We start from the raw sequence: 15059 nt of genomic DNA on the forward strand, positions 1-15059 counted from the left end.
GATCGAGCTCCGGCGCGTTACTCGTCGCGGTCGGCGTACCACTCCGCGAACGTCGCCAGCGCGCGGCCGCGGTGTGAGATGGCGTTTTTCTCTTCGGTGCTCATCTCGGCCATCGTCGTCCCGTTGTACTCGAAGATGGGATCGTAGCCGAACCCGCCCTCGCCGCGGGGCGCGACGAGGGTGCCCGCGACTGAACCCGCGAACGTCTCGGTCCCGTTCTCGTCAGCGTACGCGAGGATGGTCCGGAACGTCGCGCGGCGGTTTTCCTCCGCCTCCGCGAGTTGCCAGAGCCGCTCGACGCCGACGGTGTCCTCGACATACGCCGAGTACGGCCCCGGAAATCCGCCGAGCGCCTCGACGAACAGCCCTGCGTCGTCGACCAGGACCGGCTCGTCGCTCCCCAACTCCGCGAACGCCTCGCGCGCACCGTGGGCGGCGATCTCCTCAAGCGAGTCGCTCTGGACCTCGGTGTAGTCGTAGTCGATCTGTTCGACGGGCTCGATCCCCGCGAGGTAGTCCCGCGCCTCACGGACCTTCCCCGCGTTGCCGGTCACGAATCGAATGGCCATGTACGAGGCGGGGTCCGCGGGCGGAAAATAGGCGTCGGTTGCCCGTTCGCCCCTCGACTCCCGAGCCGCGAAAGAATCAAGCAGTGGTGGACGGAGAACACGACGTATGAACGTCACCGAGTGGGACGATCCCGACCGAATCGACGACCTCCCTGGCGGCGAGCGGCGCGTGCTGGCGGCCACCGACGAACTGATGCTCGTTCACTATTCGCTTGAGGCGGGCGCGGAAGGAGAGCCACACGCCCACGACGAGACGACGCAGGCGACGTTCGTTATCGAGGGGGCGCTCGAGCTCCGCGGCGAGCGCTCGCGGACCCTCGAGGCGGGTGATTCGTACGTCGTCCCGCCGGGAACGGTCCACGGCGTGCGGGCTCTCGAGCCGTGTCGCGTCATCGACGCGTTCACACCGCCGCTCGGGGCGTACACGTCGGAGTAGCGCCTGCATTCGCAGCGGCACTCGCTACAGTTCGAGGGCCTCCATCACGGCCGCCTCCGCCTTCCGGAGGTGTTCGGCGGCCGTCCCGGGCGCACAGTCGAGTTTCGCGGCGACGTCCTCGACGCCCGCCGATCTGGGGACATCGAAGTACCCCAGCTCGCGGGCGACCCGCAGCGTCTCCCGCTGGCGCGCCGTCAGCGCGCCGACCGCGGCGTCGCCCCCGTCGTACTCGCCGACCCGGTCGACGGTCGTCTCGATGCCGTCGGGGATGCCCTCGAGCACGCGCCGGAGGTCGTCCGAGTCGCCGACGACGGAAAACCGGACCGTCCAGTCCGACCGGTACTCCACCGGCGGCAGAACGACGAGACTGCGCTCGGTGAACAGGTCGAGGAGCCGGGCGTCCACCTCGGCGGGCAGATCGCGGACGTAGACGGTGAACGTCCGGTCGCCGGTCCGCGTGAGTTCGTAGTCGCTCACCCGGCCGGTATCCGCGAGCGCGGCCTCGTAGACATCCGGATCGCCGACGACGTGGAAGATGAAGGCGTTGTCGTCGTCCCCCGCGAAGTTGCCATGAACCATCCGATAGGCGTCGAACGCGTCGCTTTCGGCGACGAAGCGATGCATCGGATGGATCGTCGCGGCGTCGTAGCGCAGCGTGAGTCGAACCGTCTTCACGGCCGGAGGGTCCGGTCTGCATATATAAATAGCCTAGCCAGTGACGCAGAATCGACTCGGCTCCCGCATCCGAACGGACGGCTATGACATCGGACTCGACGCTCGAGTCACGACCGACCGAGCGCGCCGCTCCGATCGGGGCCGCGGAACTCGAGGGGCTGCTCGGCGACGCGGTCCTCGGTCGTGACGACCACGAGAACGCGCCCGCGGTTGTGATCCGGCCGGACGAAGTACAGACGGTGCTCGCGACGCTCCGGGACGAGGCGGGCTTCGATCACTGCTCCTGTGTCACCGCCCAGGAGTACCCGGACCGGTTCGAGACGATCTATCACCTGAAATCCTACGCCGACCCGACGCGGGAGGTGAGCGTCGTGGTCCCGACGCCGACCGACGAGCCACGAAGCGAGTCGGCGACGCCGGTCTTCGAGACGGCCGACTGGCACGAGCGCGAGGCGTACGACCTCGTCGGCATCGAGTACGAGGACCACCCGGACCTGCGCCGGATTCTCCTCCCCGAGACGTGGCAGGGCCATCCGCTCTCGCGGGACTACGACCAGGAGCAGCCACAGGTCGTCACCCTCTCGGAGCACGCGAATCCGATCGCGGGCGACGAGCACGACACCACGTCGGACACGATGTTCCTCAACATCGGACCGCACCACCCGTCGACCCACGGCGTCCTCCACGTGAAGGCGGTGCTCGACGGCGAGACGGTCGTCGACGTCGACCCCGACATCGGCTACATCCACCGGTGTGAGGAACAGATGTGTCAGCAGAGCACGTACCGACACCAGATCATGCCCTATCCGGACCGCTGGGACTGGGTATCCTCGGGGCTCCTGAACGAGTGGACCTACGCCCGCGCCGCGGAGGATCTGGCCGACATCACGGTGCCCGACTACGCGCAGGTGATCCGGACGATGGGTGCCGAACTCTCACGGCTGGCCTCGCACTTCATCGCCATCGGGACCTACGCGCTCGACATCGTCGGCGAGTTCTGTGCCGCCTTCCAGTACGGTATCCGCGACCGCGAACTCGTCCTCGACGCCCTCGAGGAGCTGACCGGCCAGCGGATGATGTTCAACTACTTCCGGCTGGGCGGGGTCGCCTGGGACCTGCCCGAACCCCGCGAGGAGTTCATCGCGGGCGTCCGAGACATCCTCGATGGCTTCCCAGCCAAGATCGACGAGTATTACGACCTGCTGGTCACCAACGAGATCTTCCAGCGCCGCTGTGTCGACACCGGCGTCTTGGAACCCGACGCCGCGAAGCAGTACGGCTGTACGGGCCCGGTCGCTCGCGGCTCCGGCATCGACTACGATCTCCGACGGGACGACCCCTACGGGTACTATCCGCACCTCGAGTGGAACGTCGTCACTGAACCCGACGGCGACAACTTCGCGCGGCTGCTCGTTCGACTGCAGGAGATCGAAGAATCCGCGAAGATCGTCGAGCAGTGTCTGGACCTGCTCGCCGAGTGGCCCGAAGACGAACGGACCCTTCGGAGCAACGTCCCCCGGACGCTCAAGCCCGCCGCCGACGCCGAACTCTACCGCGCCGTCGAGGGGGCGAAAGGCGAACTCGGGATCTACATCCGCGCGGACGGGACCGACACGCCGGCGCGGTTCAAGATCCGCAGCCCCTGTTTCTCGAACCTCTCCGCGCTGCCCGAGATCGCCCGCGGCGAGTACGTCGCCGATCTGATCGCGGCGATCGGGAGCCTCGACTGTATCATGGGCGAAGTCGACCGCTGAGCCCGACCGGTAACGGCGGGTCGAAGACCGACAGCTCGCAGGGCCGGGATAGCGCTCGAGCGCGTCTCAGCCGGGCGTTCAGTCGTCGCTCTCGTCGACGATGACTTCGACGGGTTCGTCGGCGGTCTCGTCGCTTTCGGCGGTGGCCCCCTGCTCCTGTTGCCAGAGGAGCGCACCCGCGACGGCGACGACGATCCACGAGCGCCAGTTGGCGAGGTTCAGGGTGTAGCCGACGCCGAAGGGCTTCTCGACGAGCATCCCTTCGCCGGGCTGCCAGTACGACGAGAGCATACGGCTGATGCTCGGTCGTTCGAAGTTGTACGGGACCCCAAGAATCTCACCGGAAGTCGGCTTGTCTGCCATGCCCGGTGATACGTCCTCCCCTGATAAGAGTATTGTGTGCTGTGACGATCGTTGCAATCGGGCGACCGCGGTCCGGTCGCCCCGTCCTCACGACTGGTAGCGCCCGCGCCCTTCGATGTCCCGCAGGCGCTCGAGCACGCGCTCCGTGCCGACCGCACGGTACCCCTCCCGGACTGCTTCGCGGAGCGGCGCGGGATCGTCGGCGGTGCCGACGAGGCTCTGATCGAACACGTGCAGATCCATCGCGTAGTCCTCGACGTGGTCGGTGTGATAGCCGAGTCCGAAGTCGATGAGATAGGTTCGCTCGGCGTCGACTCTCACGTTCCGGGTCGTCGGATCACCGTGGACGACCCCCGCGCGGTGGAGCCGCGCGAGGTGACGGCCGACGGCCCGAACCCGGGCGGGCGACAGCTCCGCCTGGAGGTCACGGTCGCCGACGTACTCGAGTGCCAGCCGCGCTTCGTGGGGATCGACATCGGAGAGGACCGGCGTCGGGACGCCCTCGCGGCGAGCCAGGCTCGTGAGTCGGGCCTCGAGCGTCGTCCGCTCCGTGCGGAGTCGCTCGTCGAGGGCGGGATGGCGGTAGGTCTTGGCCCGGCGACGCTTCGTGACGCGGCCGGCGCCGGGCTCGAGGTCGACGACCGCTTCGGCACCGCGGACCTGCCGGTCGCCCTCCGTTACTTTGCCGCGGCCGGCCGCGAGTTCGGGTTCGTCGGCCCGCCAGGTGACCGGCACCTGGTCGGGGCGGAAATCGGGGTCGACGCGCGAGTCTTCGAGCGCGAGCGTGTCGCCGGCGGCGTACATCTTCGCACCGAGGACGGCGATCATCCCCGCGTTGTCCCGCAGGAATCGCGGGTCGGGTGCGTGGAACTTCGCCCCGCGCTGGGCGCACATCTCCCCTAACATCTCGCGCAGGCGGGCGTTCTGGCCGACGCCGCCGCCGAGGACGAGTTCGTCGCTCCCGGTCAACGAGAGCGCGCGCTCGGACACTTCGGTCAGCATGCCGAAGATATTCTCCTGCAGGGAGTAGCAGATGTCCTCGACGGGAGTGCCGTCGTCGTAGCGCTGTTTGGCGGCGCTCATAATGCCCGAGAAGGAGAAGTCCATCCCCTTGACGACGTAGGGGAGGTCGACGTACTCGCCGTCTTCCGCCGCCGCCTCGACCTTCGGCCCGCCCGGGTGGGACCAGCCGACGTGGCGGGTGAACTTGTCGATGGCGTTGCCGACGCCGGTGTCCATCGTCTCGCCGAGCACGCGATAGCGCCCGTTGCGGTAGGCCAGCAGGTGCGCGTTCGCGCCGCTGGCGTTGAGACAGACCGGCGCATCGAAGTCGGCGGTGTGGCGACCGATCTCGAGGTGGGCCACCATGTGGTTGACGCCGACCAGCGGGACATCCATGGCCTGGCTCAGCGCTCGCGCGGCCGTGCCGACGATCCGCAGACAGGGGCCGAGTCCCGGCCCTCGAGAGAACGCGACCGCATCGACCGGCGGTTCGTCCGCCGGCCCGTCGTGGGTCTCGCGGGCGTGCTCGAGCGCCCGTTCGACGACGCGCGGAACGGCCTCGTGCATGTGCTCGGCGGCTTCGCGGGGGTGGATGCCGCCGCTCTCGGGCTGGTAGGCGTCGCTCTCGATGACGATGTCGTCGCGTGCGGCGTCGAAGACGGCTGCGCTGGCGGCCCAGGCAGTGCCTTCGATCCCGAGGATACGGATGTCAGTCACGGATGAAAACGGCGGATTTCGGCGGTCGACGTGCCACAGCCGTCGTCGGCACGTCGCCCATCAGTCGGGGGTTACTCCCACTCGGTGTAGCTGCACTTCCCGCAGTGCTTGCGGTCGCCGTGGTCGGCGAGGAAGACGTCACCACAGCGGGGACACAGTTCACCCTCGGTGCTGCCGTCGTCGGCGTAGAGTTCGTGTCGTGCCATGTTATGCTTCCTCCGCTTCGGCGTCTTCGTCCGCGCCGATCTTGTTGCGCTCGAGCATGTGGTCTTGCTCGACCTCGCGGGCGTAGTCGTCGGTCTCGTAGACCTTCGCCTGTCCGACGGTCTTTCGCATCCCGAACTTGGTGTCGAGTTTGCGGATGACGACCTCGTCGGCGTCCTTGTTCAGTTTCGCCGCGAGGCTGTCGCGGACCTGCAGGCGGGAGGGCGTGGCGTCCTCGTGGACGAGTTCGAAGGTCACGTCCGTTCGATGCAACATGGGGTTCTCCGTTTCGGAGATGATGTCGACGTCCATGATATCACTCAGTTACCTTACTATCCCCGTGTAGCGCCTAAAAGGATTTCGAAGCGCCCGACTCCTCGCGACCGACGGGCGTAAGCGGACCGCGTGGCGAACCGGCGAGTTCACGAACGTTTTTTGTATCCAAACTGAATGTGTCGTAACAATGCCCTCCAGACGTCACGTGCTCGCCGTCGGTGGAGTCGCTTTGACGGGCAGTACGGGCGGAATGCACCGACTCGATCGGCCGGTGTCGGCAACGACAGCCTCCGACACTGACTGGCCGATGGCACGGTACGACGCTGCCGGGACCGGCTACAACCCTGCGGCATCGGGCCCGAAAGACGGTGTGACGATTCGCTGGGAACGCGAGCCCGACGCGACCGTCAGGGGACCGGCACCGCCGACGCTACGCGGCGAGACGCTCTCGATGGTCGGCCGAACGTCGCTGGTTGCACTCGAGCGACCGAGCGGCCGGGTCCAGTACGAACGGGACGGCTACTCGTACCTGTCGTCGCCGACGTGGGCGAGCGCGACGGCCTATCGCACTGCCACCCTGTCAGTCAGGGGAATCGACGGGATCTACGGGCTCCAGGCCGGCGGTGGCTACGATGTCTTCGGCCGGAGCATCGGCCTCGAGCGCTGGCATGCGCCGGGACAGCCACCGCCAATCAAGCGCATCGGGAATCCGACCGCGCCCGCTCCCGTCGCGGTCGACGGGGTGATCTACTCGGTCGTCCCCGAGACGAACCGCGTTGTCGCACTCGACGCCAGCAGCGGCCGAGTCCGTTGGGAGACCGAGATCGGCAAAGGGTCGGACACTGCGAACCGACCCGCGGTTCGCGACGGCACCGTCTACGTGACGTGTGGGTCCGGTCGCGTCGTCGCGGTCGACGCCGAGACCGGCGATCGCCGCTGGGACGGTTGGGTCGAACCCCTCGATTCCGACGACGAGTTCGTCGCTCGCCGGAGTAACTCACCGACGGCGACCAGTGCGGGGCTCGTCGTCCCGAGTCGGCGCGCCGTGACGCTTCTCGAGCCCGGCGGCGACGATATCGGGTGGGAATACGTCCACGACGGGATCGCCAGCCGCGGGAGCGTCGCCGTCGCCGACGGAACGGTCTACGCTACGGACGGCAACGAATCGCTCCACGCGATCGATCTCGAGACCGGCGACGAAGTGTGGACAGCTGAGTACGCCCGCGACATCCATCCGGTGGTCGCAGACGGCGTCGTCTACGTTGCGGATTTCTGGCTCCCCGAACTGCACGCCTTCGACGCCGAAACCGGTGACAGGCGCTGGACGTACGAACTCCCACACGGACCCTCCCAACCCATCGTCGGCGACGGTATCCTCTACGTCGTCGCAGACGGACGCGTGTTCGCCCTCGAGGAGGCTGAGTAAGCATGTCCGGCGAACACGATCCCGCGGCGGTGTCCGACGCCGAGCGAGCGGTTCCTCACCCTATCTGGGCGGCGCTCGCGCGGCTTCGTCGCGATCCAGCGCTGTTCGGCCCCTTTCTCCTGGTCGGCATCGTGCTCTCGCTTGCCGACTGGCTCCGCCGACACGATCCGCTCCCGGCACCCGAACGCGCGGGGGTTGGAACGAACGGCCTCGATATCCGGCTCGAGTTCGTCGGCTACCCGACGGGGATCGGCCAAACGATGCGTCCGCTCGAATCGTTGATCGGACTCGAGCCGGGATATCTCGTCTGGGGGCTGGGCTTGTACGGGCTCGTAACCTTGGCGGTCAGCGCCGCTGGCACCGTGACGATGGCCCACGCGATGGGACGAAACGTTCGGCTCGGGGCCGTGTGCTCGCTGTTCGGGTTCGTCGTGGCAACGGACCTGTTCCACCGGCTGCTCGGTTCGGTCGAGTTGTTGCAATCGATGGGGCTGTGGGGCATCCTCCCGCTGGCGATCTATTGCTACCTGTTCGTTCGCCTCTTCGTCGCACCGGGGCTGCTCGTCGATGGACGCTCCATACAGGCAGCGCTCCGGGGCAGTCTCCGACGGACGGCGGGCCGTGGCTGGCGGCTCTTCGGACTGGTCGTCGCGATCGGACTCGTGGCCTGGCTCCTCGCGAGCCTCCCCCTCGGAACGGTCCTGAGCAGCACCCTCGTCGCGCCCGTTCACGCCGTCGCCATTGTCGTCGTTCTCGAGCGCGGCCGGAGTCACCCCCCGTTTCGGTAACTGCTCCGGGTCGATTACGCCTGCAGTGCGACCACTCCCCGCGGCGGTTGCGACTCGAGGGCGGCCGCCCAGTCGATGTCGATCGCGGCCCACGAGTCGCCGAAATCGCGCGTGACGAAGAGGCCGCGGTTGGTTACGGCGTAGACGGTCTCCGGTCGGCCCGTCGTCGCAAACACCGCTCGGACGACGCCCTCGCCGGTCGGCAGACCGCGGCCCTCGAGTCGCTCCCAGGCCCGTTCGCCCTCGCGCCGGTAGACGTACGATGCCGCGCGACTCGCCGTGTGGGCCGTCGACGCGCCGTGTGCACTCGAGACGAGCACGCGGTCGGGATCGTCGGGAGCGGGGACGACGCTCCAGCAGTAGGTGTGCTCGAGCCCGTCCTGTGGCCGTCGCCACGTCTCGCCGCCGTCGTCGCTTTCGGCGTAGCCGTCGCCGGCCGCGGCGTAGAGTCGCCCCTCGCGGTCGGGATGAGCGGCCAGACTGTGATTGTCACGGCGTGCTCCCGACGGCCGCTCATGCCAGGTCCCGCCGCCGTCGGGCGTGTACACGAACGCGCCCGCTTCGATGCCGACGTACAGCCGGTCGGGATCGAACGGGTCAACCTCGAGCCAGCGGACGTGGTGGGTGTCGGGCCGCGGCGGGAACGACCACTCGCTCGCCGAGGGGAGGTCGATCAGCCCCTCCAAACGGGTCCACGAGTCGCCGCCGTCGCGCGACCGGTAGAGTCGGCTGGGTTCGGTCCCGGCGTAGACGACCTGCGGATCGTGCGGACTGCTCGTCACCGCCGTCACGCGATCGGACTCGGTGTCGGCCGCCGGCGTCCGCGTGCCGGCCGCAAACCGGGTCTCGAGGCGGTCGAACGTCTCGCCGCCGTCGGCGCTTCGAAACAGGCCGTCCGCGACGGTCCCGACGTAGTAGCGGGGCGACCCGTTGTGGACCGCCGCGACGCACTCGAGATCGTGGCCCTCGAGTCGCGTCTCCGCCGTCCAGTCGTCGGGGTCGGTCGCATCGCCTGTACAGACGAGCAGTCGGTCTCGGAACGTGACGGCTACCGTCGCCATACGGGACCCAACGAGGGCCACCCGGATACAACTCACCCCGAGGTCTCGAGTCGGGTCCCCGTCGAGACGGCGCGACGGCCGGGGCGTCCGGCGTGCCGACTCACGTGTAATACGGCCAGTACAGCGCCCGTCCGGCCTTCACCAGCGGCCAGAGGGGGCTACAGCCGCGCTCCCAGACGAAAACCGGGACGGCCCGCCCGCCGAACCCCTCCTTGAACCTGAAGACGCCGTCCCCGAAGTCCGTGGTCGTGCTCCCGAAGTCGTAGGCCTCGTAGCCGTGGTCGATCCCCCACCGGAAGACGTGGTCGTAGAGCAGTTCCGAGGCGTGCTCGTCGAAATGCTCCCGCGGAACGGCGGCGAAGAAGCCGTGAATCGCGTCGTGTTCATCGTCGAGCACCTCGAGCATGCCGCCCGCGTACTCGCCGTCGATCCGGAGCGTCAGCAAGAGGAGGCGGTCGTCTATCGCCCGCAACGCGTCGAAAAACGAGAACGGGTACACGTCACCGTCGACGCGCTCCATGACGCGTTCGTAGGTCCGGTAGAACCGCCGGAGCGTCTCGGCCGTGATCTCCTCCTCGACGACCTCATGGTCGACGGACCGGCCGTGTTCGATCCCCCGCCGCCGGGACCGGCTCATGTCCGCGAGGAGGGCGTCGTGTCCCTTCGTGAGATCGAGCAGGAACCGACACTCCCGCCGATAGGGACGATAGCCCTGCGACTGGAGCGCATCGTTGTACCGGAGATAGCTCGAATCCAGCCCCCGGAGCTGGTGGACGATCGTCCGGCCGCGACAGAGGCTCGGCACGGTGTCGATCACGCGCTCGAGGGAGTCGGCCGTGTCCGTCGGGAGCAACGGCCCGCCAAAGCCCGGGTACAGCGACGACAGGCGGGTAAACGGCGTCTTCTCGATTTCGACCACGAAGTTCGGCATCCAGCCGATCGTGTTGCCGTCCTCGGTGACCTCGAGATGGCGGGGCGTATAGTCGAGTCCCGTCTCGATCGCCGCGAGCCACTCGTAGCGGTGGAACACGCTGCCGCGACTCGAGCGCTCGACGATCCCGTTCCACTGCGCGCGCCCGATGTCGCGGATCGAGTCGACGACGGTCACCTCGAGATTCGATCCCTCGTCTCGCGCGGTGCGGCCGTGATTCGCGAACAGCGACCCGATGCGATGGAGTCGCGAGCGAGGGTTGCCGCCGGTCTTCTGTGCCATCAGCAACCGGAACCAGGGGCGGCCTATTTGGTACTGCGTCCATTCCCGTCCGCCCCGACGACGGTAACGACCCGCAACCGATCGGGTGTCGGGAGCGGCGAGCGGTAGCAGCCGGCTACTCGCGCGCTCGCGGCTGCGGGGCTGTGCTCCCGTCGCCGGACTCGAGGAGCGGCGACGGTCGCCGACGGCCGCGCGTCGTGGGGACGCGGACGGCGCTCAGTCGGAGCCCGCCGGCGGGTTCCGCGGCGGGTCGTCGACGATCCGTATGGAGCCGTCCCCGTCGACGACGACGGTGTGACCCTCGTAGCCGAACGTCACGCGAACCGAGCGGTCGCCGTGATCGACGAGCGCCGTCAGCGCCTCGACCGCCACGGCGTCGTAGAGCGGGTCGAGTTCGGTTTCGTCGACGCCGGTGATCGTCGCGACACTCCGGAGGATCGCCTCGACGGTCGTCTCGCTGGACTTCCGCTCCGTCACGAACGGGGTGTCGCCATCGGCTCCGTCGGCATCGTGATTCTGGAAGTCAGTCATACTATAGTGTGAACGATACACAGCAACGACAATCAACGTTCCCCCAATGTGTTTTGTGGGTGACTCTCCGGCCGTGCGAACGGATCGCCACCGGACCGCTCGAATCCGAGCCCGTCGGGCCGTCTCGAGCCAGCGAGCCGATCCAGCCGCGCCGCCGAGCCCCACGACAGCGGTCGTCACTCATCGTCCATCCCCGAGAGCGCGTCGGGCCACACGCGGCAGCCACAGGGCGTCGCGTAGGCCTCCATCGGCCCGTCGACCCTCGTCGCCACCATCGGCTCGCCACACCGCGGACAGGGCGGCAACACACCCTCGTCGTCCGCCGCTCGCTCGCCTGTCGGTCCACCACTGCCGCTCGCAGCATCGTTCGTCATCGCACCCCCCGCTCAAGGCCGACGGCCGTCTCGATGCCGACCACTGCAGGCGGTTCTAGTGAGCGATTCCGTTGTCGTGCGGGACGTTTATATCCCGGTAGAATGTACGCAATCATTGCTTGCAAATCCCTGGGCGGGATTTGGAAGCTACGTCTCGGGTGTCCTACCACCCGGGGCTTTAATATATACCCCCTGCGCTTTGCGGAGCGTAGCTTCCGTTCTGATTTCCAACTGTTAGTTACTTATATCTATTGTTCGTCGGCGGAAGGGATGGGGTCGGCTTCGTCATCCAGTCGTACAGCTATCACTGCGGTTTTATCATCCGTCGGCAACTGTAACCCATGGACCGCGAGCAGTTATTTCGATCCCTTACAGCCGCACTGAGTCTGACCGGGCTCGCTCTGGCAGTCCTGGGACTCCTCCTCGAGACCCCCGTTGGAGTTTCGCTTGGCGCACTCGCTACAGTCGCTGGCGGCGTCTTCTACCGCCTCGAGCACCCCCCGACTACGCTCGAGTTCAACCGAGGAGAACTCCCCCTCAGTACCATACTCATCCAACTCGGTACTATGGGTGCGTTGTTTCTCTTCATCTCGTACCTCGTAACGTCGATTACGACTGTCAAACCGTCCGCGCTCGTCGTCTTTCCCTCTTCGGCGCTGCTCGCAACGAGCAGTGCCTTGCTTGGCGGTGTGCTTGGTGGCATTCACGTCCCACTGCTTCGATTCGGGTACTATTCACGAGCCATTGAACAGATCGCTCACGTACTCCCCTTTGGAATCTTTGCCGGCCTCGTTGTCATTTCCCTCACCACTTGCCTCCCGTATGCGCTCTCATATTTGATTTGTATTACCGTTTCTATTGCATATCGGCATTCGAACCAGAATTGTCAACCCGTCACGGGTCGCGATTGACGAGACCGCCGTCACGATCACACCGATACCGCTCGAGGTTCCGACTCGAGACACTCTGCTTGAGTTTTTTGCTGTGTTTAGATCACGACTACCGGGAAGATCGGCTTCACGAACACACGATGTTCGACTCTCATCGACTTTTCAGACTATTACCAAAGCCAGAAATTTTACCTGGGACAAGTGAATGGTCCCGGTATGGCGGTCGGATTGCTGTTAGGGGGGTTCTGGCTTGGACTTGGCATACTGATGTGGTGGTGGCCTGCCGCCATTTTCGTCGCCTTCGATACCGACGACGTTACCCCTGGTGCACGGGCATTTGCGATAGCCGCCATGTTCTTCGGCATTCTCTTCCTTGCGCTGGACATTCCATCCCTCACCATAGACGACAGCATACCAGCAACAGTCTCTCTCGTCGGCATCCTCTTGCTAGTAAAGCCAGTCAACATCCTCGGAGTCAACGCGGACGGCAGGATAACGCCACAACGTGCTGGTGTTGCGCTTCTTGTGGGTGGCGTCGTGATTGCTGTTCTCCCCTAAACAAAACTCGATCACGTGCCGTCGCGCTCGAGTCGCGCATCGCGAGTATACGTCCCGTGATAGACGAACATATCGACACCCATCAGCCCCAGCGAAAACCCGCCAATGGCGACGATCACGACGAACAGAAGCCCAGTCCCGCTTCCGACGAACCCCAGCGGGAGCGAGAGCCCGAACAACACGTTTTCGAGACGACCCCCGAGAACGGCGATCCCAGGCGGTGGGACTGCAAAAAACAACAATACGGGCACCGCTCCGACGATTGAGGCGTTCGGATATCGCGCTGTCGCACTCACGAACGGACCGCGCAGACCGTCCGCCTCCCCTACACGAGTCCGCGTTCTCGCAACGGCTTGCGAAGCACCCGATAATAAAACGCAACGTACGGCACCAGAATCACCGTCGTGAGCAGTATCAACAGGAGCAGCCGGCCGTATCCCGATTCGATCGCCCCCGCCCCGTACGCCGGTTCAAGCGGGACGAGCCCAATGGAACTCAAAAACTCGTTCAAAAACAGCCGAAACACGAGCCACAACGACGCGAACAGCGTAATTCCCGGCACGAACAGCGTAATGAGAAACTCATTGATTATCGTCCCCGGATCGTCTGCATCGTACATAGCAGTCCGACTCGAGACGATCCGCTTGAATTTTGTGCTGTGTTCAGCCCGTCGCGACTACCGGGCGGACTGGCTTCACAGACTCCTGGTATCCGACTCCGTCTCCCGGGCGCTCCGTGAATCCGTGCTCGCTCGAGAGTACGGTTCAGTTAGGCTCGTCAGCACTCGCAGTACCATCGTTCGGATGCCGGGCCCACACTAACAGGCGGCGCACGTTTCCATCGTCGCCCGGGCACCTCTCAAGAAGGCAGTAGACGCGAGGAAGACTACCCCTCCGATCCACACTGACCGGTTCACATCATAGAGAAACATGCCAACGAGCCCAGAAAAGAGAGCAACCGTCAGAGCCGGACCGATCGTCGTAAACGCGCTTTCGAAAACCAACTGATCGAACCCCGTACTATCGAAGACGATGATTCAGAAGAGGGCGACGATCGGTGCGCTGATGATGGAGAGACTACACGTGATTCCGATCGCGATTTCTCGACGTTCGATCTGCCGCCGACCGACCCGCGCAATCGGCATATTCCAACGATTATAGGAGACGCAAATATAGATGTCGCTGAATTAGCAAACCGGCAGCTGTTTTGCTGGCCTGCCATCCAGTGACCGAGTTGACCCACCGGTCGGACCGCGCCACTCGATCACGTGCCGTTGCGACCGAGTCGCTCATCGCGGGTATACGTCCCGTGATAGACGAGCATATCGATGCCCATCAGCCCCAGCGAAAGCCCGCCAATGGAGACGACCACGACGAACAGAAGCCCAGTCCCGCTTCCGACGAACCCCAGCGGGAGCGAGAGCCCGAGCAAGATGTTTCCGAGTCCGTTCCACCGGTACCACGCCCACCGGGCAGTCAGTCGGGTGTCGGTTGCCGCGACGATGTCGCAGACACCGGCCACTCCCATCAGCGTCACCTGCACGAGCAACACCGCCGTCTCGACGAGTCCGCCTCCGAGGACGACGATCGCACCGGCGGCGAGGACCAGAAAGACACCAACAACGGCACTGATCCGACGGTTGAGACGTTCGTTCATCTATCGTCCACCAGCGGCCGGCCGATTCGATCTCGCGTCTTCGATTCCATACGCCTCGTTTCTCCGCCAACCAAGTAACTATTAATCACGTGTGTCGCAGCGATCCCCGTCGCGCCGCGAATCCGCTCCCTGCTCCCGACCCACGACTTGCGTCCTCGCCACGAGAATCGGCCGCTCCGATGGACGTCTGGGAGTGACCATCCCCGAACTGAGACGCTCCCGCTCGCTCGTGCCACTCGCGTTACGCGCTGTGACTCAGCGAGCTTCAACGCCCGCCTTCGACGACGGTTTGTGCCGCTCGTGACTGTGCTCGCGGCGCAGCATAGTGGACTCGTCGAGTTATCCTCGGCCTCGCCGATCACGGCCTACAGTTCGGCTTCACTCACCCACACGCGCTTCCCCTCGCATTTGGGCTAAGGATTGCGTCTCATCGCTGTCCTCGATCCTCAGATGTCGCCCACCAGCCCACGAAAATGGGGGTATCAGTACAGGAATCGGCCTCGGACTCGAGGCGAATTGTCCGGGAAGTGTGAGTTCTCGGACGCTATTTTCACCCTGTGATTGCT

Annotated in this window: 19 protein-coding genes; 6 read left to right on the forward strand and 13 right to left on the reverse strand. The window is 65.6% G+C overall.

Annotation, left to right across the window (positions count from 1 at the left end; translation table 11 throughout):
- Window positions 1-17: 17 nt before the first annotated feature.
- Window positions 18-569 carry an XTP/dITP diphosphatase gene (locus tag C486_RS07220; protein WP_008454660.1) on the reverse strand — a complete coding sequence of 184 codons (552 nt, stop codon included), beginning with the start codon at window positions 567-569 and terminating at the stop codon, window positions 18-20.
- A gap of 106 nt (window positions 570-675) precedes the next feature.
- Between C486_RS07220 and C486_RS07225 the strand changes: the two genes are divergently transcribed.
- Window positions 676-1005: a cupin domain-containing protein gene (locus tag C486_RS07225; RefSeq protein ID WP_008454661.1), complete on the forward strand. Its 330-nt coding sequence runs from the start codon at window positions 676-678 to the stop codon at window positions 1003-1005.
- Between the two features lie 24 nt (window positions 1006-1029).
- Here the strand turns inward: C486_RS07225 and C486_RS07230 are convergent, their stop codons facing one another.
- The gene (locus C486_RS07230) at window positions 1030-1680 is read right to left on the reverse strand and encodes a helix-turn-helix domain-containing protein (RefSeq protein WP_008454662.1); all 651 of its coding nucleotides are present in this window, start codon (window positions 1678-1680) and stop codon (window positions 1030-1032) included.
- A gap of 83 nt (window positions 1681-1763) precedes the next feature.
- Here C486_RS07230 and C486_RS07235 point away from each other — a divergent pair, with 83 nt between their 5' ends.
- Complete coding sequence (locus C486_RS07235) at window positions 1764-3434, forward strand: NADH-quinone oxidoreductase subunit D (protein ID WP_008454663.1); 1671 nt, start codon at window positions 1764-1766, stop codon at window positions 3432-3434.
- 78 nt (window positions 3435-3512) lie between these two features.
- Here C486_RS07235 and C486_RS07240 read toward each other — a convergent pair whose 3' ends face one another.
- From C486_RS07240 to C486_RS07255, 4 genes are all read right to left on the reverse strand, one after another.
- Window positions 3513-3797 carry a DUF5808 domain-containing protein gene (locus C486_RS07240; protein ID WP_008454664.1) on the reverse strand — a complete coding sequence of 95 codons (285 nt, stop codon included), beginning with the start codon at window positions 3795-3797 and terminating at the stop codon, window positions 3513-3515.
- A gap of 87 nt (window positions 3798-3884) precedes the next feature.
- The gene (locus C486_RS07245; RefSeq protein WP_008454665.1) at window positions 3885-5516 is read right to left on the reverse strand and encodes a bifunctional N(6)-L-threonylcarbamoyladenine synthase/serine/threonine protein kinase; all 1632 of its coding nucleotides are present in this window, start codon (window positions 5514-5516) and stop codon (window positions 3885-3887) included.
- A 71-nt stretch (window positions 5517-5587) separates the two neighbouring features.
- The gene (locus C486_RS07250) at window positions 5588-5722 is read right to left on the reverse strand and encodes a 30S ribosomal protein S27ae (protein ID WP_008454667.1); all 135 of its coding nucleotides are present in this window, start codon (window positions 5720-5722) and stop codon (window positions 5588-5590) included.
- 1 nt (window position 5723) lies between these two features.
- Entirely contained in the window at window positions 5724-6032 is a 309-nt protein-coding gene (locus tag C486_RS07255; protein WP_008454669.1) for a 30S ribosomal protein S24e, read from the reverse strand.
- A gap of 151 nt (window positions 6033-6183) precedes the next feature.
- Here C486_RS07255 and C486_RS07260 point away from each other — a divergent pair, with 151 nt between their 5' ends.
- Together C486_RS07260 and C486_RS07265 are read left to right on the forward strand one after the other, a co-directional pair.
- The gene (locus C486_RS07260; protein WP_049910245.1) at window positions 6184-7422 is read left to right on the forward strand and encodes a PQQ-binding-like beta-propeller repeat protein; all 1239 of its coding nucleotides are present in this window, start codon (window positions 6184-6186) and stop codon (window positions 7420-7422) included.
- A gap of 2 nt (window positions 7423-7424) precedes the next feature.
- Window positions 7425-8210 (forward strand): hypothetical protein, encoded by a 786-nt coding sequence (locus tag C486_RS07265; RefSeq protein ID WP_008454671.1) that lies wholly within the window; start codon window positions 7425-7427, stop codon window positions 8208-8210.
- A gap of 14 nt (window positions 8211-8224) precedes the next feature.
- Here the strand turns inward: C486_RS07265 and C486_RS07270 are convergent, their stop codons facing one another.
- The 4 genes from C486_RS07270 to C486_RS07285 all read right to left on the reverse strand — a co-directional run bounded on the left by C486_RS07270 (window position 8225) and on the right by C486_RS07285 (window position 11389).
- Complete coding sequence (locus tag C486_RS07270) at window positions 8225-9271, reverse strand: WD40/YVTN/BNR-like repeat-containing protein (protein ID WP_008454673.1); 1047 nt, start codon at window positions 9269-9271, stop codon at window positions 8225-8227.
- Window positions 9272-9371: 100 nt separating this feature from the next.
- On the reverse strand, window positions 9372-10484 hold the full coding sequence (locus C486_RS07275) for a GNAT family N-acetyltransferase (RefSeq protein ID WP_008454674.1): 1113 nt from the start codon (window positions 10482-10484) through the stop codon (window positions 9372-9374).
- Between the two features lie 216 nt (window positions 10485-10700).
- On the reverse strand, window positions 10701-11015 hold the full coding sequence (locus C486_RS07280; RefSeq protein WP_008454675.1) for a HalOD1 output domain-containing protein: 315 nt from the start codon (window positions 11013-11015) through the stop codon (window positions 10701-10703).
- 176 nt (window positions 11016-11191) lie between these two features.
- On the reverse strand, window positions 11192-11389 hold the full coding sequence (locus tag C486_RS07285) for a hypothetical protein (protein ID WP_008454676.1): 198 nt from the start codon (window positions 11387-11389) through the stop codon (window positions 11192-11194).
- Window positions 11390-11730: 341 nt separating this feature from the next.
- Here C486_RS07285 and C486_RS07290 point away from each other — a divergent pair, with 341 nt between their 5' ends.
- The gene (locus tag C486_RS07290; protein WP_008454678.1) at window positions 11731-12300 is read left to right on the forward strand and encodes a hypothetical protein; all 570 of its coding nucleotides are present in this window, start codon (window positions 11731-11733) and stop codon (window positions 12298-12300) included.
- 195 nt (window positions 12301-12495) lie between these two features.
- Window positions 12496-12837: a hypothetical protein gene (locus C486_RS07295; RefSeq protein WP_008454679.1), complete on the forward strand. Its 342-nt coding sequence runs from the start codon at window positions 12496-12498 to the stop codon at window positions 12835-12837.
- An 11-nt stretch (window positions 12838-12848) separates the two neighbouring features.
- Here the strand turns inward: C486_RS07295 and C486_RS20900 are convergent, their stop codons facing one another.
- The 3 genes from C486_RS20900 to C486_RS07305 all read right to left on the reverse strand — a co-directional run bounded on the left by C486_RS20900 (window position 12849) and on the right by C486_RS07305 (window position 14493).
- Window positions 12849-13133 carry a hypothetical protein gene (locus C486_RS20900; protein WP_241432474.1) on the reverse strand — a complete coding sequence of 95 codons (285 nt, stop codon included), beginning with the start codon at window positions 13131-13133 and terminating at the stop codon, window positions 12849-12851.
- A gap of 29 nt (window positions 13134-13162) precedes the next feature.
- The gene (locus tag C486_RS07300) at window positions 13163-13456 is read right to left on the reverse strand and encodes a hypothetical protein (protein WP_008454683.1); all 294 of its coding nucleotides are present in this window, start codon (window positions 13454-13456) and stop codon (window positions 13163-13165) included.
- 644 nt (window positions 13457-14100) lie between these two features.
- Window positions 14101-14493: a hypothetical protein gene (locus C486_RS07305; protein ID WP_008454685.1), complete on the reverse strand. Its 393-nt coding sequence runs from the start codon at window positions 14491-14493 to the stop codon at window positions 14101-14103.
- Window positions 14494-15059 lie beyond the last annotated feature (566 nt).

The organism is Natrinema gari JCM 14663 (assembly GCF_000337175.1).
GTDB classification, from domain to species: Archaea; Halobacteriota; Halobacteria; order Halobacteriales; family Natrialbaceae; genus Natrinema; species Natrinema gari.